The following is a 20,712-nucleotide window of genomic DNA, read 5'->3' on the forward strand; positions in this document are numbered from 1 at the left end:
CGTAGCGTGTAACTCAATGCGGCAGCGCGTAGGTCCCGGTGACGTGAGCCACCATTTCATCATTACCCTCACTGAACAGCTGTACTTCCAATACCGCAGCGCGCCGGCCCAACCGCAAGATCACCGCTTCAGCAATCAGATCCGCTGGCGCCGGGCGTGACAAAAAATTGATGTTCAGGTTCTGCGTTACGGCCATCTCCACCTGGCCCAACTCAGCCAAGATTGCCGCGTACATGGCCGCATCGGCCAGTCCCATCATGGTTGGCCCTGAGATACTACCGCCGGGGCGCAGGGTCGAAGGTCGAAACGGAGAGCGCAATCGCGCCCTTTGCTCCCCTACCGCTTCGATCTGCAGCCCCTCTTGCGAAGCCGCCGGCAAACCTTGGTAAATCAGATCCTGCACTTGTTGTGCATTCAGCATATCTATTTCTCAATTAACTCAGAGAGCCCAAGCATACGAAAGCCGAACAAATAAACACAGTGCAGGAAAACGCGGATGACTGGTTAGCCGTGCCCTTTGCCCATAGAATGGAGGGCTTATCGAATCAATTGGCCGAAGACTCCTTTTATGCGCACCTCCCAGTATTTGCTTGCTACCGTTAAAGAAACTCCTGCAGACGCCGTTGTAACCAGCCACCAGCTAATGCTGCGTGCCGGCATGGTCCGCAAACTGGCTTCCGGTCTTTATACTTGGCTGCCATCCGGGTTACGGGTATTACGCAAAGTGGAGCAGGTGATCCGGGAAGAAATGGACCGGGCCGGCGCTCAGGAAGTGCTGATGCCAGTGGTTCAACCCATGGAGCTGTGGGAAGAGTCCGGCCGCGCTCCGGCCTATGGCCCTGAACTGCTGCGTATTACCGATCGGCACAACAATCCCTTCTGCCTGGGCCCCACCCATGAAGAAGTGATCACCGACATGGTGCGCAATGAGCTGCACAGCTACAAACAGCTCCCCGCCAATTTCTACCAGATTCAAACCAAATTCCGTGACGAAATTCGCCCGCGTTTCGGCATCATGCGCTCTCGCGAATTCATCATGAAGGACGCCTACTCCTTCCACACTAATATGGACTCCCTGGCAGACACCTACCAGATCATGCACCGCGCCTACTGCGCCATCTTTGATCGCCTGGGCCTAGATTACCGCCCGGTAGAAGCCGATACCGGTGCCATCGGCGGGGCCGCCAGCCATGAATTCCATGTGCTGGCCGAGTCGGGTGAGGATGATATCGCCTTTTCCGATGGTTCCGATTACGCGGCCAATGTAGAACTGGCGGAGGCGTTGGCACCCACCAGCGAACGCCCGGCCCCAGGCGCGGCCATAGAAAAGGTAGACACCCCCAACGCTAAAACCATTGAAGAGCTGGTGACTCAATTCAACCTGCCCATTGAAAAAACCATCAAGACATTGGTTGTTAAAGGGGCAGAAGAAGGCCAGCTGGTAGCATTACTGGTGCGTGGCGATCACGAACTGAACGATATTAAAGCCGAGAAACTGGATGCCGTCGCCACACCGCTGGAATTTGCCAGCGAAGAGGAGATTCGCAAAGCAGTAGGTGCAGGCCCCGGTTCCCTCGGCCCCGTAGACCTACCATTTACGGTTATCGCTGATCGCAGCGTGGCAGTGATGAGCGACTTCGGCGCCGGCGCCAACGAAGACGGCAAACACTACTTCAATATCAACTGGGAGCGCGACGTGGCGCTGCCGCAAATTGCTGACCTCCGCAATGTGGTGGACGGCGACCCAAGCCCAGATGGTAGCGGCACGCTGACCATCAAACGCGGTATTGAGGTTGGCCATATTTTCCAGCTGGGCACCAAATACTCCGAAGCCTTGGGTGCCACCGTACTGGATGAGAATGGTAAATCGGTGGTCATGCCTATGGGCTGCTACGGCATTGGCGTCACCCGCGTAGTCGCCGCTGCCATTGAACAGAACAACGACGACCGGGGCATCATCTGGCCAGAAGCCATTGCACCGTTCCAGGTGGCCCTAGTGCCGGTGAACATCAAAAAGAGCCCCCGTGAGAGAGAGCTAGCGGAAAAGCTCTACGCAGAACTCACCGCCATGGGTATTGAAGTATTGTTCGATGATCGGGAAAAAGAACGCTTGGGCGTGAAACTGGCCGACACCGAACTGCTGGGCATCCCCCATCGCATCGTGATCGCTGAACGTGGCATGGACAACGGCGTGCTTGAGTACAAGGGCCGCCGAGATGCGGACAAGACCGAGGTGGCCATGGACGAGATTGTGGCGTTCCTGAAAGAGAAGATGGGAATGAATTGATCATTAAGAATAGGTAGCTGTCGTAAGACAGTAAGTCATTCCTCGAAATACAAGAGGCCGCGCCCATAGAATGGGCGCGGCCTCTTTACTTTTGAGAATCACCAACGGCCCATTCGCGCCGTTATCAATTATCAGCTAGACCTTAACGCTCCGCTTTACCGCCATCACTTGGCTCATGGTATTGTCGCCGTGGGCCGTCAATTGCCAGAGCGGTAGGCCTCGGCTATCTTTTTCCGCGGAGCGGTTAATCAGCCCCAGTGCTCGCAGATGAATTTTCACCTGATTAAAAGCATGCGTTGCCAGCACCACGTTGCGTACCGCATGAGCTCGCGGAAAATCTGCCTGCACATCCCCCAATGCTTTACGGCCAATAAAACCTTCCAGAGCCTTCTGCAACACCGACTCAGCCACCGGGTTCAGCATTAGTGGCGCCACACAAGAAAACGCCTGGTCCCAGCTAATTTTAGTAGTCACCGTGGCCAGCTTACAGTCACCGCCCTCATAAACATTACAAGAATAATCCAGTGCCACCCGGTCCCCACCTCGGGCTAGAGTCCTCAATGGTGGGCGTGCTTGGTTAAAGGCCTCTTCCCGCTCTTTTTCGAGCATTTCAATACGCGCCTTCAGCGCTTCACTCGAGGCGCCGAGGCCCTCACCAACCTGATCGGCACGTACCCACCCCACCGCTTGGTGATCCCGAATAAAGTTAGGGATAACCTTACCAGCAAGCGCATTCAAGCCCGCTTCGGTACTCCACCGATAACAGACCACTTTTTCTTCTAGCAGGCGAACAAAATCGTCTCGTCGCACCTGCCCTTCACGGGTGGGCTCGCGTTGTGCTTCCGACAGCTCAGAAGGATTATCATGAATAAACGCGATGATAGGTTTGCGTTTAGTCGCGGCGAAAATGTACTCGCGATGTATCTCACTCAAGCCCATAGGAGAGAGCGTTCCGTAACGACCTCCCACAATCAGAATGAAATAATCACTGCTATCAATCAGCGTCTGGATGACCGGCAACAGCGTATTACATTCTGCAGCAGCACTGTCCAATCCGGTGGGAATCAGGCCACTAGCCAACATGGGCGGCATCAACGCCTGGCGCGCTCCCCGCATATCGGGAAACGTGGCGCTGATAAAGGCTTGATAGCATTTGTTGGCTGTCGCGCTCACCCTGATCATGACCTCATTCTTTGTAATTCCGGCCCATTGGGTTCGGTCGGCGGATGGTTATTAAAACGCCTGACTGCCCCGATCACAAGCCAGCCTGGTAGCCTGAAAGCCCAGCATACACCCGACATGGACATTTAACTGGTTCATGCTAGCCTGAGCCCAGTCTATAACGCGGCCAAGGCCGCTATAATGGCTGATTGCACCGGCGGCAAAGGAAGCCCACGCAGGCTTTGAAAAGCCCTTCCCCTTGCCCTATGGGGCTTTTCAACAACTTGCCCGCAATACACTTTCAAAGTTTACAGGAAAGGAACGCCATGCAAACCATTGCCTTTTACAACCTGAAAGGGGGTGTAGGTAAGACCTCAACAGCAGTGAACATTGCCTGGCATGCTGCTCGCTGGAAACACCGCACTCTGCTTTGGGACCTAGACCCACAAGGTGCCGCCAGCTTCTACTTGGGCGTAGATGATGGCGATGGCTACAAAGCAGGCAACTTGATCAAAGGCAAACAACCGATCGGCCGACTAAAACGGGAAACCCGCTGGAGCAACCTGGATGCTATCCCTGCCGATCTTTCCATGCGTAATGCGGACATCAAGCTAATCGAAAATGGCGGCGCCAAAAACCGCCTGAAACAATTGATTGCTCCGCTGGGGGAAAGCTACGAGCTGGTTATTCTGGATTGCCCTCCCACCTTAAGCCCGATGGCCGAAAGCATCTTCGCTGCGGTTGATTATCTGTTTGTCCCAGTGATTCCCACTCACCTGTCAGTGCGTGCTTTCCAGCAGGTTCTCGACTGGCTGGACAGCAAAAACTACAAGAACCTAACCGTAGTGCCGTTTTTCAACATGGTGGATCGCCACCGGGATCTACACGTGGAAATGCTGGTGAAGCGCCCCAAGGCAATGAAAGGCGGGCTAAAAACCTGGATTCCCTATTCCACTCACGTGGAGCAGATGGGCGACCACAGAGCCCCTGTAGGCGAGTTTGCCCCCTACACCCCAAGCGCCCAAGCTTTTCGCGCCATGTGGTTCGAGATTGTCGGAAAATTGAAATTATAGTTTCTCTAGGCGGGGGGGGGGCTTTTCGTGAGAGGCGAACCCCTCCTTACTTGGTAACCCCGAGGACAAGTCCCAAGGGCGCCAATGTGGCGCCAGAAAAAAGCTTAGTTCAGCATGGTCTGTGCCAGCACGCCCAGCATCGTCATGCACAGCACCATCCCCCATAGCGGCACCTTGCCGCTGTACAGCAACAATAAACCAGTCAACACCGCCAACAGATCCCAAACATCATGCACCGCGGAAACAAACACAGGCTGATAAAGCGCCGCCAACAGCAACCCAACCACTGCCGCATTGATGCCCGCCACCGCCCCGGCTAGTGCAGGACGAGAAGACAACCACTGCCAAGCGTCCATCAACCCCAACACCAGTAAGAAACCGGGCAAAAAAATGGCCAGGGTGGCAATCAATGCGCCCCACCACGGGCTAGCCGGCAATAACACAGCCCCTAAGTAGGAGGCCAATGAGAACATCGGCCCGGGCACCGCTTGCGCGGCGGCGTAGCCGGTGAGGAAGGCATCCGGGCTCAGCCGTGAGCCCACCAATTCCTGCAGCAAGGGGAGAACCACATGGCCGCCGCCGAAAACCAAGGCGCCGGCGGTGAAGAAATCATTCCACAGCGCCAGCAACGGTCCGTCAGTTAACAGCGCCGCCACCGCTAATAGCCCAAACAGCACCAAAGGACGCCGCCGTAGCACGGGCTTGCCCACAGCTGGGCCGGCCAGCACTGGGCGCAACCAACGCCACCCCACAATCGCCGCTAACAGCAACGCGATCACTTGCCCGTAGAGGGTAGGCCAACCGATTAACAGTAACGCCACCACCATTGCCAAACACCGGGTCAATTTATGGGTACAGAAGCGCCGCCCCATATTCCATACCGCATCAGCAACCACGACCACCGCCAGCCACTTAAGCCCGCTGATCACTCCCCCCTGCAGCCAGAGCGGCAATGCGTTGGCATAAAGGGCCAGCAACCCCATCAAGAGAAAAGACGGGAGAGTAAAGCCTATAAACGCCACAAAAGCGCCAGCCACCCCACCCCGTAACCGACCGATAGCAAAGCCCAACTGGCTGGATGCCGGCCCCGGTAGAAACTGGGTAAGCGCCAACAAGCGCGCAAAATCCTCGTCATTCAGCCATTGCAGTTGCACCACGAAACGCTGATGGAAATAGCCCACGTGCGCCGCCGGCCCGCCAAAGCTGATCAAACCCAACAACAAAAACTGCCGAAAAATATCGGTCATTAACTGCACTCACACCTATTATCAGTTGTACCCAAAACGCTACCACACCGTAGTGTCAGACGGATGTCATCGTTTCCGCCCTGCAGGTATACTCCCGACCATGCAATCCAATGCCCACTCCGTGCTCGAACATGTCTTCGGCTATCATCAATTCCGTGGTGAACAACAAACCGTTATCGATACCCTGATACAAGGTGACGACGCCTTAGTGCTCATGCCCACCGGGGGCGGTAAATCTCTTTGCTACCAGATTCCCGCACTGGTGCGCACAGGTACCGGTGTAGTGATCAGCCCATTGATTGCACTGATGCAAGACCAAGTGGACGCCCTTAAAGCGTTAGGGGTGAGAGCGGCCTTTCTTAACTCCACCCTGGCGCACGATCAGGCCCGGGCGCTGGAAAGCGCCCTGCTGCAGGGTGAGCTGGACATGCTCTACATCGCCCCCGAACGGCTCATACAACCGCGCACCCTGGCGCTGCTGAAACAGGCTGAGATTGCCCTGTTCGCCATTGATGAAGCCCACTGCGTTTCCCAATGGGGCCATGACTTCCGCAACGACTATCTGCAGCTATCCTTGCTGCACCGGGAATTTCCGGATGTGCCGCGCATTGCGCTAACCGCCACCGCGGACCAGCGCACCCGCACGGAAATCGCCGAGCGACTCGACCTAACTCAGGCACGGCATTTTGTCTCCAGCTTTGATCGCCCCAATATCCAGTACCGCATCGAACGCAAGGACGGCGCCCGCAACCAACTACTGCGCCTGCTGCGCGCAGAACACGCCGGCGAAGCCGGCATCGTCTACTGCCTGTCACGTAACAAGGTGGACCGGGTGGCTGAATGGTTATGCCAGCAAGGCATCAATGCCCTGCCCTACCACGCCGGGCTGTCTGGTCCCATGCGGGAAAAACATCAGCAGCGGTTTTTACGCGAAGACGGCATCGTCATGGTGGCAACGATTGCTTTTGGCATGGGTATCGACAAGCCCGATGTACGCTTTGTGGCACACCTGGATTTACCTAAAAGCATCGAGTCCTACTATCAAGAAACTGGCCGTGCCGGCCGCGACGGTAATCCGGCCACCGCCTGGATGGCCTATGGACTGGAAGATGCCATCAAATTAAAACAGATGCTCGCCCAGGGCAGCGGCAACGAGCAACACAAGCGCAATGAAAACCAGCGTTTGGAAAGCATGCTAGGGCTATGTGAAATCACCCACTGCCGCCGTCAGGCCCTGCTACATTATTTTGGCGAAACCCTGGAAAAACCCTGCGGCAACTGCGACACCTGCCTGCACCCACCGGAAACCTTCGACGCCACCGAGGCAGCTCAAAAAGCCCTAAGCTGTGTGTATCGCACCGGACAACGCTTTGGCGTCAACCATTTAATCGACGTCCTTACCGGCAACCGCTCGGACAAAGTCGCCAGCGCCGGCCACGACCATGTGTCCACCTGGAACATCGGTAACGAATTCAGCGCTACCCAGTGGCGCAGCATTTACCGTCAACTGGTAGCCCGTGGGCTTCTCACCGTGGACATGAATGGTTACGGGGCTCTCCAGCTCACCGATGCTTGCCGCCCTTATTTGCGCGGCGAGCAGCCCCTGCTCCTGCGCAAGGAAATCGCCAAAGCGAAGAAAGCGGGCCTGCGCAAAAGCCAATCCAACGTGGCAGAGGCCGACCGCACACTCTGGGAAGCGCTGCGCGCCTGTCGCAAACGGTTGGCAGAAGAAGAAGGCGTGCCACCCTACGTAGTGTTCCACGACGCCACCCTGATGGACATGCTCGCCATTCGGCCACGTAACCATCGGGAATTTTCCGCCGTAAGCGGGGTGGGCGATCGCAAACTGGACCGTTACAGTGACGACTTTTTAGCTGTCCTGAATGGCCACGCAGAGGGTAATGACAACGACGAGGCAGACGCTGCCGGCCCCGACAGCAACGACATTCTTACTCTGGCCCTGGCCAACATGGATCCACCCGCTATCGCCCGACAACAGAACGTGAACGAACAGACCATCTACCGAGAATTGAGCAAACTAATCGTGAGCGGTAAGTTGTCACTGGAACAAGCGTTGGGCCTTAGCCACGTAGAAATCGGTATTATTCAAGATGCCTTGCTTAGCCAAGCTAACTTGGCCGAAGACACGTTCAGCTACCGCCAGATCAAAGAACAACTAGCCGATGACTGGCCCACAGGCGTTCTTCATTGTGTACGTCAAGCCATTTTGGCGCAGTGCTAAACCTCCCTGCGCAGAAACACCGTCTTTTCCTCAGTGATCTCTGAATCCTGGCAGCTAACCATCTGCCCTAAACTGGTTATTTCACTCTTTTTCCGTGCCTCTCTTAAACGAACGCGGAAACTACCGTGTCAGGAAGTTTGATCAACGATGTACTAAGCCAATCTCGTAGCGGCTGTAGACCACCGGCAGGCCATACTCAACTTCGGCACGGTAATGATGACGCCGATGTAAGCAAAAAATTATACCGATACAACAAAATCCACTACTGGATTAGGCTAACGCAAGTACAAAAAACAAACAGCGGGAGGAGGAAAAAAAGGAACAGGAAGAATCTATACAGGGGAACATGCCAACCTCTTAACGGCCTAAACCGGTCATCGGCTTTACCAAGCATTACTCGTGTTCACCGCCCGGATCAGTTAGGCTTGCCGCCCTTTTCCAGCTGATCCTCCCAACTTCATGCATTTTTCAGATCTCGGGCTGTGTGATGCCCTGCAAGCGGCCGTCGCTGAACGTGGCTACGACACCCCTTCTCCTATTCAGGCTCAGGCCATTCCCGCCGTACTCTCTGGCCGTGATGTGATGGCCGCAGCCCAGACCGGTACCGGCAAAACCGCCGGCTTTACGTTGCCGCTTCTGGAGCGCCTGCGCACGGGCTCACCCGCCCGCAATAACCAAGTCCGGGCTCTGGTGCTCACGCCGACCCGCGAATTGGCCGCTCAAGTAGCAGAGAGTGTGGCCACCTACGGCAAGAACCTGCCCCTAACGTCCACCGTGGTATTCGGTGGAGTGAAGATCAATCCACAAATGCAACGCTTGCGTGGCGGTTGCGATGTGCTGGTGGCAACTCCGGGGCGCCTGCTGGACCTATACCAGCAGAACGCGGTGAAGTTTGATCACTTGGAAGTGCTTATTCTGGATGAAGCCGACCGTATGTTGGATATGGGCTTTATCCACGACATCCGCAAAATTCTTGCGAAACTGCCGCCCAAGCGGCAGAACCTGATGTTCTCTGCCACCTTCTCGCCGGAAATTCGCGCGCTGGCCAAAGGCCTGGTCAACGACCCGGTGGAAGTGGATATTAGCCCACGCAATACCACTACCGAACTGGTGACACAGTGGATTGCCCCGGTGGACAAAAAGCGCAAACCCGCTTTGCTTACCCATTTGATTCAAGAAAACGGTTGGTTCCAAGTGTTGGTATTCAGCCGCACCAAACATGGGGCCAATAAACTGGCCAAGCAATTGGAAGCCAACGGTATCGAAGCGGCGGCCATCCACGGCAACAAAAGCCAGAATGCTCGCACCCGGGCACTGGCTGATTTCAAGAGTGGTAAAGTCCGCGCCCTGGTCGCCACGGATATCGCCGCCCGTGGCTTGGATATCGAGCAGCTGCCTCAGGTCGTCAATGTGGACCTGCCCAATGTTCCCGAAGATTACGTGCACCGCATCGGCCGTACTGGCCGGGCCGGCGCCACTGGCCAAGCCATCTCTCTGGTCAGTGCCGACGAATTCCAGCAGCTCAAAGACATTGAACGCCTGACCCAACAGCAGCTGGAACGCAAAATTGTAGCGGGCTTTGAGCCTAGCGAACCCTTACCTACCGGCCGCGCGCCCCTTCCCCCCAAGAGCAAGCGCCCCAAGAAGCCTAAACCTGCCTCCGCAGGCAGGAACCGCAACGGCCAGCCCTCGGGTAACGGCCAGCGCGCCCAACAGGGCAGCAAGGGAAACCAGAGTGGTAATGGCGGCAATAGTAGCCATGGCGCCAAACCTGCCGGAAATGGACAACGCCGCCGTCGTCCCCCAGGCAACCGCCCCGCCAATGGCAACAAAGCCTAAATGCCGTGGCGAGACGCATAACGCCCGGCAACTGATGGCGAACAAAAAACGGGGCCTACAGGCCCCGTTTTTTGTACTCACGCCAAAACCTTAACGCTGGCGCAACAGGCTCTGATACTGCTCCATATAGGCCTTTAGATCGGCATCACTCAGGTCTTTCAAAACCTTGTTGTTCACCGCATGCATCGCTTTGCGGCTACCGTCCACCCCTACATTCAAGGCTTTCTGGGACACAAACCCCACCTTCACTTCCTTGGTATTGGCGACAAAAACCTCATCAATCACTTTGTCCGACACATCATTCATTGCACGGATTACCAGCGACACCTCTTCGGTTCCTTTACCCGCTGCACACAATTCAGTGGCCTTATGGAAGCGCTCGGCAAAATCGTCATCCACCGCAAACGCCATATACGCCTGGTTATCGTTATCGTCACCGGCCGGCCAGTACATCTCCTTTACATTGGCCAATACCCGCGAAAACTCTTTGCTCGTGATTTTTTTGAAAATCTGGCGAGTCAGCATGCTAGACGCCTTACTCCCCGTTGAAACGGCAAAATCGATCACTTTTTTCTGGCCGCCAGAAAGCTCGGTCCTGTTGGCCGGTTCCAAAAGAAGCAGGCTAATAACACGATCGGTCAGGTGGTCCACCATCTCAATAAACTTTTCTGCGCTATCTTTACGGTCGTTTTCAACCGCATGAATAAAATCTTCTGTGCTGTTCACCAGCGCCGGGTTTGCTGGAATCGCCACCACGTTTTTCATTGTTAGATCCTTGCTTTACAGGTCTGTGTGCCCAGGCCACCTAATGGGCGGCCGATCAAGTTGGCCATAATAACGGTGCCATGGGCGCAGGGGAAACGCCGATCAGGCCGGAATAACAAAGGCTATACGTATATGAGGCTAACGGGCGTCATGTGTAACCGACTCTCGAGCTGCCGATCCACACCCGTTTGCCTGCTCCAACGCCGCGCCACACCAGTGATGCCGGCCCCAGCAGCCTGCGCAATGCTTCTGTTTGCTGGCATCACAAGCCAAGCGCGGTACTCAAATACCCCCCGGCCCCAGATGCTGCGGGGTTCACATCATAAATAAAGACACACGTTTATTGGCAAGCCGAGAAGGAGAAAGAGGCTTGCAGTCGGAGGGTATGCTGCAGCTAAATCAGACCCTCACCGGGTGCAGGCAGCGCCCCCTCCTTACACCAACCGGTAACCGATACTGCCCAGCACCGCCAGCACCACTATCCATTTGGCTGTCACATAGAACGGCTTGTTCTTTCTTTTCACGGACTTAAGGAACGCCTTGTAAGCCAACACCCCCTTGCCCAATTTGTTGCCAATACCCGTATGGCTGCTATCCACGTTATCGATCATGAACAAACGATTAAAGAACCAGCCAAAAAACCAATAGCTCTTCTGCACCCATTTAATTTTCATGGGCCGGTCCACGTCTGTCATCAAAATAATACGAGGCGTCTCGGTACGGTTCCAAGCGGAATGAATATAGGTTTCATCAAAGATAATACTGTCGCCATCACGCCAGATATAATCCTCTTCATCCACCGTCAATCCGCAGCCTTCATCGTTGGGTGTACTCAACCCAATGGAGTATCGCAAGGTGTAGGCAAAAGGATCATGGTGCCGATTGAGCTTCTTGCCCGGCATCAACACCGCGAACAAGGCGATATTCAGCGTCGGGATTTGCTCCAGCAGCGCCATGGTTTTAGGCGCTAAATTGTAGGCGGAGGGAAGCTTATTGTCGTACACCTTCAAGTAGAAGCTGGTCCAACGGTTATCCTTATAGAAGCTGCTAGCGGGCAGGTCATCCTTTGCCGTAATTAAACCACCTTGGTACAGCGCCACCGCCTCATCACGGATGGTTTCCCAGTTATCTTCAATCAGTTGCAGCTCCGGCAGATACGACAAATCGATACGCGGTGTGGTTGGCACTTTGGACAGCAAATAGGCGGGGATATTGAACGGCACCATAAAGGTGGAAAAATCCGACAACTGGCGCTTCAAGCCAAACGGCTCGCGATTACGCATCCGGATAAAAAGAATACAGCCGGCATAAATTAGCAGGCAGGCCAGAATCACTGTCATCAGCTTTTCCCTGGGTTCTGGGCAGACCTACTGCCCGAAAAATCGACGGACGGGATCTTAAAAACCACCCCGTAAAATCAGCATAATACCTGCCAATCAGCGCCATTGCTCTGTCAAACGGCTCCACTGGTCTGTTGCCTCTTTTGCGGGAATACAGACACTACCGTTATCACCATTTTGCTTTCTTTACAGATTGCCGCTTGAGTCCGTCAAGCCAGCCCGTAAACTTGCCGGTTAATGCTCACAAACTGACTGGAGCGCTTTATGCTCACTCGATTGATTGCCGTTCTTGCCTTTGCTTCGCTGACCGCCTGCGTAACCCCCGCCTCGCCGATTCGCGTCGCCGATGGCAACCAAGCCGAAGGCTCCGTGACCCTGGCCACCGACTACAGCCTGATGCAAAACCCACAGATAGATTGGCAACAGGGCCTGCAGAAAGCCAACACCCAATGCCAAGGCTGGGGTTATAACGGTGCGATTCCCAGCGGCAAACCGAAACGGACCTGCAACAATGAAACCCAGGATGGAAATTGCATCGGCTGGACCGTCAATGCCACCTTCCAATGCACGGGACCGAACCAGCCACAATAACACGGCTAAAAACGCGACGATGGCCAGCCGCTCTCCTTAGTTGCTTATTAGTTGCTTATTTTTTCCTGTCCAACGTCGACAGTCCATAAACAAAAAAAGCCTCTTTCCAGAGGCTTTTTCCTTTTACTCAATGTCGATCAAGCGCAACGACTCTTGGGGCCGATTACTTTCCGGCATCCAGCGCCTGATAATAATCCATCAGAATCTGTGCCACTTCCGGGCGCGAAAATTCCGGCGGCGGCGCAATGCCTTGGCCCAACATCTCACGCACCTTGGTACCTGACAGGAGAACAAAATCGTCTTTGGTGTGATCAGGCACATCGCGCATCATCACCACGCGATCGAGTTTTTTCGAATAGGCGGTGTGGTCGGCTTCGAAGATTTTAATTTCCAGTGCACCCGCTGGCACTTTCTCCTGGAAGATGGTTTGTGCGTCGAAGGCACCGTAATAATCACCCACTCCGGCATGATCACGACCAACGATCAAATGACTGCAACCACAGTTCTGGCGGAATACCGCGTGTAGTACCGCTTCACGGGGGCCAGCATATAGCATGTCAAAGCCGTAGCCGGTAATCATCACGGTATTGGGCGGAAAATAGACGTCTACCATCTTGCGAATGGAGGCATCGCGCACGTCAGCCGGAATATCGCCGGCTTTCAGCTTGCCCAGCAGCATGTGAATCAGGATGCCATCGGCGTTCAGCGCTTCCTGGGCCATGCGGCACAGTTCTTCGTGGGCACGGTGCATCGGATTACGGGTCTGGAAAGCAACCACATTATTCCAGCCGCGTTCAACAAATTCATTACGGATGGACACAGCGGTGCGGAAGGTGTCGGGGAAGTCGTCAGCAAAGTAGGAGTAATTCAACACCTGGATGTCGCCGGAAACAATAAAGTTACCCGCAGCAAGGAAGTTGGCCACGCCCGGATGTTGCTTGTCTGTGGTGGCAAAAACCTTCTCCGCAACGGCTTCCAACTCAGCGTCAGTTGCTTCCTCAATGGCCGCCACGTCCATCACCGCAATTACCGGCTCACCCTCCACATTGGGATCGCGCAAAGCAATACGTTTGGCCCCGGCAATAGCGCTAACATCCTTCAACATATTGAGGATCGGCACAGGCCAGAACAGGCCATCGGCGGTCGTCAGGTTATCAGCCACCGACAACATATCGGCCTTATTCATATAACCCGTGAGCGGGGTAAAATAACCAGCCGCCATCATCACCGCATTGGCGGCGGCCGAGGAACTGATCGCCACCGAAGGCAGAGTCTCCGCTTCACGCTGCAAGGCAACGCGGGCGTCTTCATCGGCGACGTAAAGGGGGGTTAATTCATCCGCACCATGCGGCTTGACCAAAGCGACCATCTAGTTACTCCAAATACTCAATCAACGAGGCATCCATATAGCGGCGCAGTATAACAAAAGACGAGTGTCAGGTCGGCCCAACAATGAGGCATAAGACAAACGCAAACCGGCATAAGGAGTCTTGTAAAGCGTTAAGCCGTTACCACGAACAGCGAGCCCCATTCTTTCCTGACTCAATTCAACGCGCCATGCTCTATACAATCGGCAGCTGCCCGGATTGCGTCGGCCCGTCTTCGATATCCGAGGTAAAGACTTCCAGTGACTCCGCCACTTCACTGACTTCCTCGAAACGAGCAATGTGATACAAGGCTTCGCCTTCATTCACCAGCGGCAAGTTATTGCGACCCACCAGAATGCCCGATGCGGGAGAAATAATATCCACGTCGTCGCCACCAAACGGGCTGGAAATGCGACCGATCAAATCGCCGCTTTTAATCCACGCACCCAGCGCCACCAGTGACAAGAACACACCGTCGCGTTCCGCACGGACCCAGCTTGAAGAACGAGCAATATAAGGCTCGCGCGGGGCTTTGGTACGGCGGCTACCGGTCATTCCTAGGTGATGCATGACATTGAGCACGCCTTTGACGCCGGCACGGATACAGGATTCATCAAAACGCAACGCTTCGCCAGCTTCATAGGTAATCACCGGAATGCCTTGAGCTTCTGCCACTTCGCGCAAGGTGCCTTCGCCCAGTACCGAGTTAATCACCACCGGCACGCCAAAGGCGTTAGCCATGGCACCGGTATCTTCGTTGGACAGATTAGCCCGAATTTGTGGCAGGTTATCGCGATGAATAGCGCCGGTATGCAAGTCCACCGCATAGCTAACCCGGTCCAGCACTTGAGTCTTGAACTGCCACGCCATTCGCGCGCCCAAGCTGCCGGTTTCAGAACCGGGAAAACAGCGATTCAAGTCCCGGCGATCCGGCAGGTAACGGGATTTATGGATAAAGCCGAACACATTCACCACCGGCACCGCCAGCACGGTACCGCTAAGGTTCTTTAATGCGGAGTGGCGCAACAGGCGGCGAATGATTTCCACGCCGTTCAGTTCGTCTCCATGGATAGCCGCGCTGACCATAAATACCGGTCCCGGCTTACGCCCATGAATCACATGGATCGGTACGTTTAACGGTGTTTGGGTATAAAGCTGCGCTAACGGCAATTCCACTTTCGCCCGAGTGCCGGGCTGAACCGTAATGCCGTTGATCTCGAAGGGGGTATTTTTAGGCTCTCTACTATTTTTCATTTTTTATTCAATACCTTAGAGAAAAACCGTTGAGCTAAAGATCTCTCTGCAGGAGCCCTTAAGAGGCCAATGGCGCCTACCCATTTCGTCCCTCAAGGGGCTCCTACGGTGACCTCCGTCAGCCTTTGGATCCTTTTGTCTGGGTTCTATAAGGCCGCGCATCCTTTTCGATAAATTTGATCAGCAAACCGGCCACATCCTTATTGGTGGCTGTTTCGATGCCTTCGAGGCCCGGCGAGGAATTCACTTCCATAACCACAGGGCCATGGTGTGAACGCAGGATATCCACACCGGCCACGTTGAGGCCCATGATGCGCGCAGCACGCACCGCAGTGGCGCGCTCTTCCGGGGTAATACGGATCAGGCTAGCACTGCCACCGCGGTGCAGGTTGGAGCGAAATTCACCCGGGGCGGCCTGGCGCTTCATGGCCGCAATCACCTTGCCGCCCACCACAAAACAGCGGATATCCGCACCGCCGGCCTCCTTGATGTACTCCTGCACCATCACCGAGACGTTCAAACCCATAAAGGCTTCGATCACCGACTCTGCCGCCTTGCGTGTTTCCGCCAGCACCACACCGATTCCCTGGGTGCCTTCCAACATTTTGATCACCAGCGGCGCACCGCGAACCATGTTGATCAGATCAGGAATGTCATCCGGAGAATGAGCAAAACCGGTAATCGGCAGGCCAACCCCTTTACGGGACAATAGCTGCAAGGAGCGAAGTTTGTCCCGGGAACGGGAGATCGCCACCGATTCATTCACCGGAAACACGCCCATCATTTCAAACTGGCGCACCACCGCCGTGCCGTACTGGGTAATCGAGGCGCCAATACGGGGGATCACCGCATCAAAGCCTTCCAGCACTTCACCTTTGTAGTGAATCTCCGGCTTGTGGGCCACCATGCTCATATAGCAACGCAGAGTGTCAATTACGTGCATTTCATGGCCCGCTGCTTCGCCGGCTTCGACCAGGCGACGCGTAGAGTACAAACGCTTGTTTCGGGAAAGAATCGCAATTTTCATGGTTGCTCTTTTGTGCCGCCCAGTAGGAATGAGGCTGTCGGGTCCACAGTTATCAAATCCATGGCGGTTCGTCCCAGCAGCATGCGGAATTTCATATTTTCACGGTCAGTGAGGGTGATTTCTATGGGCCATTGGCGCCCACCTAACGCGATCTCTGTGCGAATCACGGGCCGCTCTTCCTTGTGCCCACCGGAGTCAGTGACCACTCGGCGATCCAGCACAGGGGCTTCACATTCACGAATGGTGTTCTGATCTTGAATCGGATGAATACAAAAACGTACCCATTCGTTACCGCCGCGCTCAAAGGTTTCTACCTCATAGGCATGCAACGCCGAGGTACGAGCACCGGTATCCACCTTCATCTTGATGGCATCAATACCCAGCTCCGGCAAAGTAGCCCACTCGCGCCACCCTACCGTCACCTTGCTAAGTGCCTGCGAATCATTCGATACCATCAATCGCGTCCCAGCAATTCGACTTTGTAGCCATCCGGGTCTTGGGCAAAGGCCAGTACCGTAGTGCCGTGTTTCATGGGCCCCGGCTCACGGGTAATACGGCCACCTTTTTCCCGAATACGCTCACAAGCAGCGTACACGTCGTCCACGGCAAGAGCCACATGACCATAACCGTCGCCCAGATCATAGGCGCTCTGATCCCAGTTGTAGGTCAACTCCAGCACCGCACCCTCAGATTCTGGCTGGAAGCCCACAAAAACATTGGTAAAGCGGCCTTCCGGATACTCTTTACGACGCAATTCGGTCATTCCCAGCACCTGAGTATAGAAAGCAACGGACGCCTCAAGGTCGCCCACACGCAACATGGTATGCAGGATTCGCATGCAAGAATGGCTCCCAACGATATTAGAACGCTACAAGGCTTGTACAGGCCCTGCCCTATCAGGGCGGAGTGTGGTGTCAGTTTGGTGAATTAACAAGAAAAAAACCGTAAAGCTAACGCGTAAGGTCCCACGCCCGCCAAGGCCAGAGAACTATCTGAGCCTAGCATTCGGCAACATGATCCAAAGCAGCAACACAGAATCCTGGTAATCTACATCTGCTTTTCGGCCTACGGTCGTCATGTATACGTTGCAGGTGAGTATTCACATTCACCCAGACCAAACGAGCAGGCAGAAACGTGCTGTCAGCTGCGCTCACAGCGATGCTGTGTAGGGCAAATGCAAATAGTTGCCTTCTACCGAGGCAAAGATCCTACGATCGAAATGCGATTTGCAGATGTCCATGTGACCTATGGGGCTGAAAAACAGCCAAAAAAAACCGCCGCGAACCCAGGGTTCGCGGCGGTTTCCGTGCACATGCAACGTGCCGCGTTTCTTAGCTAAGCTTACGGCCGGTTTTAGCCGCAATACGTAAGCGCAGAGCATTTAGCTTAATAAAGCCTTCCGCGTCCTTCTGATCATAAGCACCGGCATCGTCTTCAAAAGTAGCAATGGAGGCGTCGAACAAGCTGTCATTGTCGGAACGACGACCCACCACAGTCACGCAGCCTTTATAGAGCTTCAGGCGTACTTCACCGTTCACGTGTTCCTGGGTGGCATCAATCAGCTTCTGCAGAGCCAGACGTTCCGGGCTCCACCAGTAACCGTTGTACAGCAGCTCCGCGTACTTGGGCATTACCGAATCTTTCAAGTGTGCAGATTCACGATCCAGTGTCAGAGACTCGATGGCACGGTGAGCCGGCAACATAATAGTGCCACCGGGTGTTTCGTAGCAGCCACGGGACTTCATGCCCACATAGCGGTTTTCCACGATATCCAGGCGGCCAATGCCGTTATCTCCACCCAGCTTGTTCAGCTTGGTCAGCACATCGGCCGGGCTCAGGGTTTCACCATCGATAGAAACGATATCGCCTTTTTCGAAGCCCAGAGTAATGTAAGTCGCCTGATCCGGCGCTGCTTCCGGGCTAACGCTCCAACGCCACATGTCTTCTTCCGCTTCCCACCACGGGTCTTCAAGGTTGCCGCCTTCATAGGAGATGTGCAGCAGGTTGGCATCCATGGAGTACGGGGATTTTTTCTTCTTGTTGGAGAAATCCACCGGAATATTGCGCTCTTCACAATACGCCATCAGCTTTTCGCGGGAGTTCAAGTCCCACTCGCGCCAGGGAGCAATTACCTGGATGCCGGGGGCCAAGGCGTAGGCGCCCAGCTCGAAACGCACCTGGTCGTTACCTTTGCCGGTGGCGCCATGAGAAATAGCATCGGCGCCCGTTTCTTCGGCGATTTCCACCAGGCGCTTAGCGATCAATGGGCGCGCAATAGACGTACCCAGCAGATATTCACCTTCGTAGATGGCATTGGCGCGGAACATAGGGAAGACATAATCACGGACGAACTCTTCGCGCAGGTCTTCAATGTAGATCTCTTTCACGCCCATGGCTTCTGCCTTGGCCCGGGCTGGCTCCACTTCCTCACCCTGACCGATATCCGCGGTGAACGTCACCACTTCACAGTCATAGGTATCTTGCAGCCATTTGACGATAACCGAGGTATCCAGGCCACCGGAATAAGCCAGTACCACCTTGTTGATCTTGGACATTGAAAAGACTCCGCAAATGGGTCGCCGGCAGCGCATGAGCCAGCGCCCGATGAATCGTGAGGCATATAGAGGGGGCGTATTGTACCCGCCTGCCCCCTTGCCCGTCACCTCCATGACGGCCGCGCGTGCGGTTTCGTCTGTTGCCTGCGTAGCTATTCCGGTAGCATAAGCCCCCCTCGCCGTTACGCTTAGCGTTCCTGCGGGGTCTTTATGTTTGATGGAGTGATCATGAGCGATCAGCATCCTAGCCTGGCGCTACGTTTCCGCGGCTTTTTACCCGTTGTAATCGACGTGGAAACAGGGGGATTTAATTCCCAAACCGACGCGCTGCTGGAAATCGCCGCCGTTTTGATTGAAATGGACGCCCAGGGCAACCTGCGCCCGTCCACTCGTATCCAATTTCATGTGGACCCGTTCCCCGGAGCCAATCTGGAACAAGCTGCACTGGACTTTACCGGTATAGACCCAAACAACCCGTTGCGCGGTGCGGTACCGGAAGAAACCGCCCTCAAGGGTGTATTCGAGCCTGTGCGTAAGGCGATAAAGCAACACGCCTGCAGCCGTGCGGTATTGGTGGGACATAACAGTTTCTTCGATCAGGGCTTCCTGAACGCCGCCACCGACCGTACCGACATTAAGCGTAACCCGTTCCACCCGTTCTCCAGCTTCGATACCGCCACTCTGGCCGGCCTAGTCTACGGGCAGACGGTGCTGGCGAAAGCCTGTGAAGCTGCCGGTATCCGCTTCAGCCAGCGCGAGGCCCACTCCGCACTGTATGACGCTACTCGCACTGCAGAACTATTCTGCTCAATGGTCAATCGCTTTAAGACTTTGGGCGGCTGGCCGCCTCCACCCGCAAAAACCATCCCGCCAACTCTGGCGAGAGAACTGGATTGAGTTGAACAGCTGACGATACGCCGCGTTTTTGATCTAGATTTTAACGCCAGTCATCCAGCTTCAAGCATCCAGAAAACAGCATAAAAAAAGGGGCGCTATTTCTAGCGCCCCCTTTTCTTTGTGCGGCTTATTATTACAGTTTGTCGGCATTACCAGACAGGTACTCGGCCACGCCGTCCGGGGTGTCCTTCATACCGGAATCGCCTTTCTGCCAGCCCGCCGGGCACACTTCACCGTGCTCTTCGTGGAACTGCAGGGCATCAACCAGACGAATCAGCTCGTCCATGTTACGACCCAGTGGCAGATCGTTAACGATCTGGCTGCGCACGACACCGTTTTGATCGATCAGGAACACACCACGGAAAGCCATACCGCCTTCGGACTCAACGTCATAGGACTGGGCAATACCGTGGTTCATGTCTGCGGCCAGGGTGTATTTCACTGGGCCGATGCCGCCATCGTTAACCGGCGTGTTGCGCCATGCGTTGTGAGTAAAATGACTATCGATGGAAACGCCAATCACTTCCACGTTGCGTTCTTTGAACGCGTCCATGCGATGATCCAGAGCAATTAGCTCGGACGGGCACACGAAGGTGAAGTCCAGCGGGTAGAAGAACACCAGGCCATACTTGCCTTTAATGGCTTCAGACAGGGTGAACTCATCAACGATGCTGCCATCGCCCAATACAGCAGGAACAGTAAAATCCGGTGCAGGTTTACCTACCAGAACGCCCATTGTTTCTCTCCATTGTTTCCATTTATACGATATAGCCAGAGCAGTGCCATCTCTCTGGCCGCTTGAAATCAGTGCAGCAGATCATACAACGCCCATGGCAATACTGCATTGGGCTAGTGCCGCATTGGACAATCATGGGGATTGTGTCCCGGCTTTCAACAGGCAAAAGGCGTTCTTTAGCAGGAATCTGCATCGTTTGCGCAAAACGCCGTCAATTCAGGGCTAGGGCACGTATTAATCAATTGCAGCAGATCAACAAGAATGCCACAAAAAAAGACGCTATAGACAAAAAAACCCGGCGCTAAGGCCGGGTTTTACGTAATACCAACGC

At 54.8% G+C, this 20,712-nt stretch carries 18 protein-coding genes; 6 read left to right on the forward strand and 12 right to left on the reverse strand.

Annotated features, from left to right (window positions below):
* Positions 1-13: 13 nt before the first annotated feature.
* Complete coding sequence (locus Y017_RS11145; protein WP_011588024.1) at positions 14-421, reverse strand: PaaI family thioesterase; 408 nt, start codon at positions 419-421, stop codon at positions 14-16.
* Positions 422-568: 147 nt separating this feature from the next.
* On the opposite strand from Y017_RS11145, the gene Y017_RS11150 reads away from it, so the two are divergent.
* The gene (locus Y017_RS11150; protein WP_035460828.1) at positions 569-2,287 is read left to right on the forward strand and encodes a proline--tRNA ligase; all 1,719 of its coding nucleotides are present in this window, start codon (positions 569-571) and stop codon (positions 2,285-2,287) included.
* Positions 2,288-2,422: 135 nt separating this feature from the next.
* Here Y017_RS11150 and Y017_RS11155 read toward each other — a convergent pair whose 3' ends face one another.
* Complete coding sequence (locus Y017_RS11155; RefSeq protein WP_231483486.1) at positions 2,423-3,469, reverse strand: DUF4062 domain-containing protein; 1,047 nt, start codon at positions 3,467-3,469, stop codon at positions 2,423-2,425.
* 305 nt (positions 3,470-3,774) lie between these two features.
* Here Y017_RS11155 and Y017_RS11160 point away from each other — a divergent pair, with 305 nt between their 5' ends.
* Positions 3,775-4,521, forward strand: coding sequence for a ParA family protein (locus Y017_RS11160; RefSeq protein ID WP_011588021.1), 747 nt, complete (start codon positions 3,775-3,777; stop codon positions 4,519-4,521).
* 104 nt (positions 4,522-4,625) lie between these two features.
* Here Y017_RS11160 and chrA read toward each other — a convergent pair whose 3' ends face one another.
* Positions 4,626-5,768, reverse strand: a complete 1,143-nt coding sequence (gene chrA / locus Y017_RS11165; RefSeq protein ID WP_035460831.1) for a chromate efflux transporter — start codon at positions 5,766-5,768, stop codon at positions 4,626-4,628.
* Positions 5,769-5,868: 100 nt separating this feature from the next.
* Here chrA and recQ point away from each other — a divergent pair, with 100 nt between their 5' ends.
* Together recQ and Y017_RS11175 are read left to right on the forward strand one after the other, a co-directional pair.
* Positions 5,869-8,010: a DNA helicase RecQ gene (gene recQ, locus Y017_RS11170; RefSeq protein ID WP_035460833.1), complete on the forward strand. Its 2,142-nt coding sequence runs from the start codon at positions 5,869-5,871 to the stop codon at positions 8,008-8,010.
* A gap of 459 nt (positions 8,011-8,469) precedes the next feature.
* Complete coding sequence (locus Y017_RS11175) at positions 8,470-9,849, forward strand: DEAD/DEAH box helicase (RefSeq protein WP_035460835.1); 1,380 nt, start codon at positions 8,470-8,472, stop codon at positions 9,847-9,849.
* Between the two features lie 90 nt (positions 9,850-9,939).
* Here the strand turns inward: Y017_RS11175 and Y017_RS11180 are convergent, their stop codons facing one another.
* Positions 9,940-10,614 (reverse strand): hypothetical protein, encoded by a 675-nt coding sequence (locus Y017_RS11180; RefSeq protein WP_011588017.1) that lies wholly within the window; start codon positions 10,612-10,614, stop codon positions 9,940-9,942.
* 434 nt (positions 10,615-11,048) lie between these two features.
* Positions 11,049-11,954 (reverse strand): aspartyl/asparaginyl beta-hydroxylase domain-containing protein, encoded by a 906-nt coding sequence (locus tag Y017_RS11185; RefSeq protein ID WP_011588016.1) that lies wholly within the window; start codon positions 11,952-11,954, stop codon positions 11,049-11,051.
* A gap of 264 nt (positions 11,955-12,218) precedes the next feature.
* Here Y017_RS11185 and Y017_RS11190 point away from each other — a divergent pair, with 264 nt between their 5' ends.
* Positions 12,219-12,545, forward strand: coding sequence for a YecR-like lipofamily protein (locus Y017_RS11190; RefSeq protein WP_035460837.1), 327 nt, complete (start codon positions 12,219-12,221; stop codon positions 12,543-12,545).
* Positions 12,546-12,708: 163 nt separating this feature from the next.
* On the opposite strand, the gene sat is transcribed toward Y017_RS11190, so the two are convergent.
* The 6 genes from sat to Y017_RS11220 form a co-directional block, all read right to left on the reverse strand.
* Complete coding sequence (sat, locus tag Y017_RS11195; protein WP_081737609.1) at positions 12,709-13,914, reverse strand: sulfate adenylyltransferase; 1,206 nt, start codon at positions 13,912-13,914, stop codon at positions 12,709-12,711.
* A gap of 193 nt (positions 13,915-14,107) precedes the next feature.
* On the reverse strand, positions 14,108-15,166 hold the full coding sequence (locus Y017_RS11200) for a succinylglutamate desuccinylase/aspartoacylase family protein (RefSeq protein WP_011588013.1): 1,059 nt from the start codon (positions 15,164-15,166) through the stop codon (positions 14,108-14,110).
* Between the two features lie 118 nt (positions 15,167-15,284).
* Positions 15,285-16,193 carry a 30S ribosomal protein S6--L-glutamate ligase gene (rimK, locus tag Y017_RS11205; protein WP_011588012.1) on the reverse strand — a complete coding sequence of 303 codons (909 nt, stop codon included), beginning with the start codon at positions 16,191-16,193 and terminating at the stop codon, positions 15,285-15,287.
* A complete protein-coding gene (locus Y017_RS11210; protein ID WP_011588011.1) occupies positions 16,190-16,648 on the reverse strand; it encodes an ATP-dependent zinc protease in 459 nt (152 codons plus the stop codon). The genes rimK and Y017_RS11210 overlap by 4 nt, the downstream gene beginning before the upstream one ends.
* The gene (gene gloA / locus Y017_RS11215) at positions 16,648-17,031 is read right to left on the reverse strand and encodes a lactoylglutathione lyase (RefSeq protein ID WP_011588010.1); all 384 of its coding nucleotides are present in this window, start codon (positions 17,029-17,031) and stop codon (positions 16,648-16,650) included. The genes Y017_RS11210 and gloA overlap by 1 nt, the downstream gene beginning before the upstream one ends.
* 493 nt (positions 17,032-17,524) lie before the next feature.
* Positions 17,525-18,748: an argininosuccinate synthase gene (locus Y017_RS11220; RefSeq protein ID WP_035460840.1), complete on the reverse strand. Its 1,224-nt coding sequence runs from the start codon at positions 18,746-18,748 to the stop codon at positions 17,525-17,527.
* A 228-nt stretch (positions 18,749-18,976) separates the two neighbouring features.
* Between Y017_RS11220 and rnt the strand changes: the two genes are divergently transcribed.
* A complete protein-coding gene (gene rnt, locus Y017_RS11225) occupies positions 18,977-19,645 on the forward strand; it encodes a ribonuclease T (protein WP_035460842.1) in 669 nt (222 codons plus the stop codon).
* Positions 19,646-19,778: 133 nt separating this feature from the next.
* Here rnt and Y017_RS11230 read toward each other — a convergent pair whose 3' ends face one another.
* Positions 19,779-20,381, reverse strand: coding sequence for a peroxiredoxin (locus Y017_RS11230; protein WP_007148668.1), 603 nt, complete (start codon positions 20,379-20,381; stop codon positions 19,779-19,781).
* Positions 20,382-20,712: the final 331 nt, after the last annotated feature.

Source organism: Alcanivorax sp. 97CO-5, from assembly GCF_000524665.1.
Classification (GTDB): domain Bacteria; phylum Pseudomonadota; class Gammaproteobacteria; order Pseudomonadales; family Alcanivoracaceae; genus Alcanivorax; species Alcanivorax borkumensis.

What these genes read in the sequence shown, in the direction of transcription:
- Y017_RS11145 (WP_011588024.1), bottom strand. Translation starts at nt 421, where the DNA reads ATGCTGAATGCACAACAAGTGCAGGATCTGATTTACCAAGGTTTGCCG.
- Y017_RS11150 (WP_035460828.1), top strand. Translation starts at nt 569, where the DNA reads ATGCGCACCTCCCAGTATTTGCTTGCTACCGTTAAAGAAACTCCTGCA.
- Y017_RS11155 (WP_231483486.1), bottom strand. Translation starts at nt 3,469, where the DNA reads ATGATCAGGGTGAGCGCGACAGCCAACAAATGCTATCAAGCCTTTATC.
- Y017_RS11160 (WP_011588021.1), top strand. Translation starts at nt 3,775, where the DNA reads ATGCAAACCATTGCCTTTTACAACCTGAAAGGGGGTGTAGGTAAGACC.
- chrA (WP_035460831.1), bottom strand. Translation starts at nt 5,768, where the DNA reads ATGACCGATATTTTTCGGCAGTTTTTGTTGTTGGGTTTGATCAGCTTT.
- recQ (WP_035460833.1), top strand. Translation starts at nt 5,869, where the DNA reads ATGCAATCCAATGCCCACTCCGTGCTCGAACATGTCTTCGGCTATCAT.
- Y017_RS11175 (WP_035460835.1), top strand. Translation starts at nt 8,470, where the DNA reads ATGCATTTTTCAGATCTCGGGCTGTGTGATGCCCTGCAAGCGGCCGTC.
- Y017_RS11180 (WP_011588017.1), bottom strand. Translation starts at nt 10,614, where the DNA reads ATGAAAAACGTGGTGGCGATTCCAGCAAACCCGGCGCTGGTGAACAGC.
- Y017_RS11185 (WP_011588016.1), bottom strand. Translation starts at nt 11,954, where the DNA reads ATGACAGTGATTCTGGCCTGCCTGCTAATTTATGCCGGCTGTATTCTT.
- Y017_RS11190 (WP_035460837.1), top strand. Translation starts at nt 12,219, where the DNA reads ATGCTCACTCGATTGATTGCCGTTCTTGCCTTTGCTTCGCTGACCGCC.
- sat (WP_081737609.1), bottom strand. Translation starts at nt 13,914, where the DNA reads ATGGTCGCTTTGGTCAAGCCGCATGGTGCGGATGAATTAACCCCCCTT.
- Y017_RS11200 (WP_011588013.1), bottom strand. Translation starts at nt 15,166, where the DNA reads ATGAAAAATAGTAGAGAGCCTAAAAATACCCCCTTCGAGATCAACGGC.
- rimK (WP_011588012.1), bottom strand. Translation starts at nt 16,193, where the DNA reads ATGAAAATTGCGATTCTTTCCCGAAACAAGCGTTTGTACTCTACGCGT.
- Y017_RS11210 (WP_011588011.1), bottom strand. Translation starts at nt 16,648, where the DNA reads ATGGTATCGAATGATTCGCAGGCACTTAGCAAGGTGACGGTAGGGTGG.
- gloA (WP_011588010.1), bottom strand. Translation starts at nt 17,031, where the DNA reads ATGCGAATCCTGCATACCATGTTGCGTGTGGGCGACCTTGAGGCGTCC.
- Y017_RS11220 (WP_035460840.1), bottom strand. Translation starts at nt 18,748, where the DNA reads ATGTCCAAGATCAACAAGGTGGTACTGGCTTATTCCGGTGGCCTGGAT.
- rnt (WP_035460842.1), top strand. Translation starts at nt 18,977, where the DNA reads ATGAGCGATCAGCATCCTAGCCTGGCGCTACGTTTCCGCGGCTTTTTA.
- Y017_RS11230 (WP_007148668.1), bottom strand. Translation starts at nt 20,381, where the DNA reads ATGGGCGTTCTGGTAGGTAAACCTGCACCGGATTTTACTGTTCCTGCT.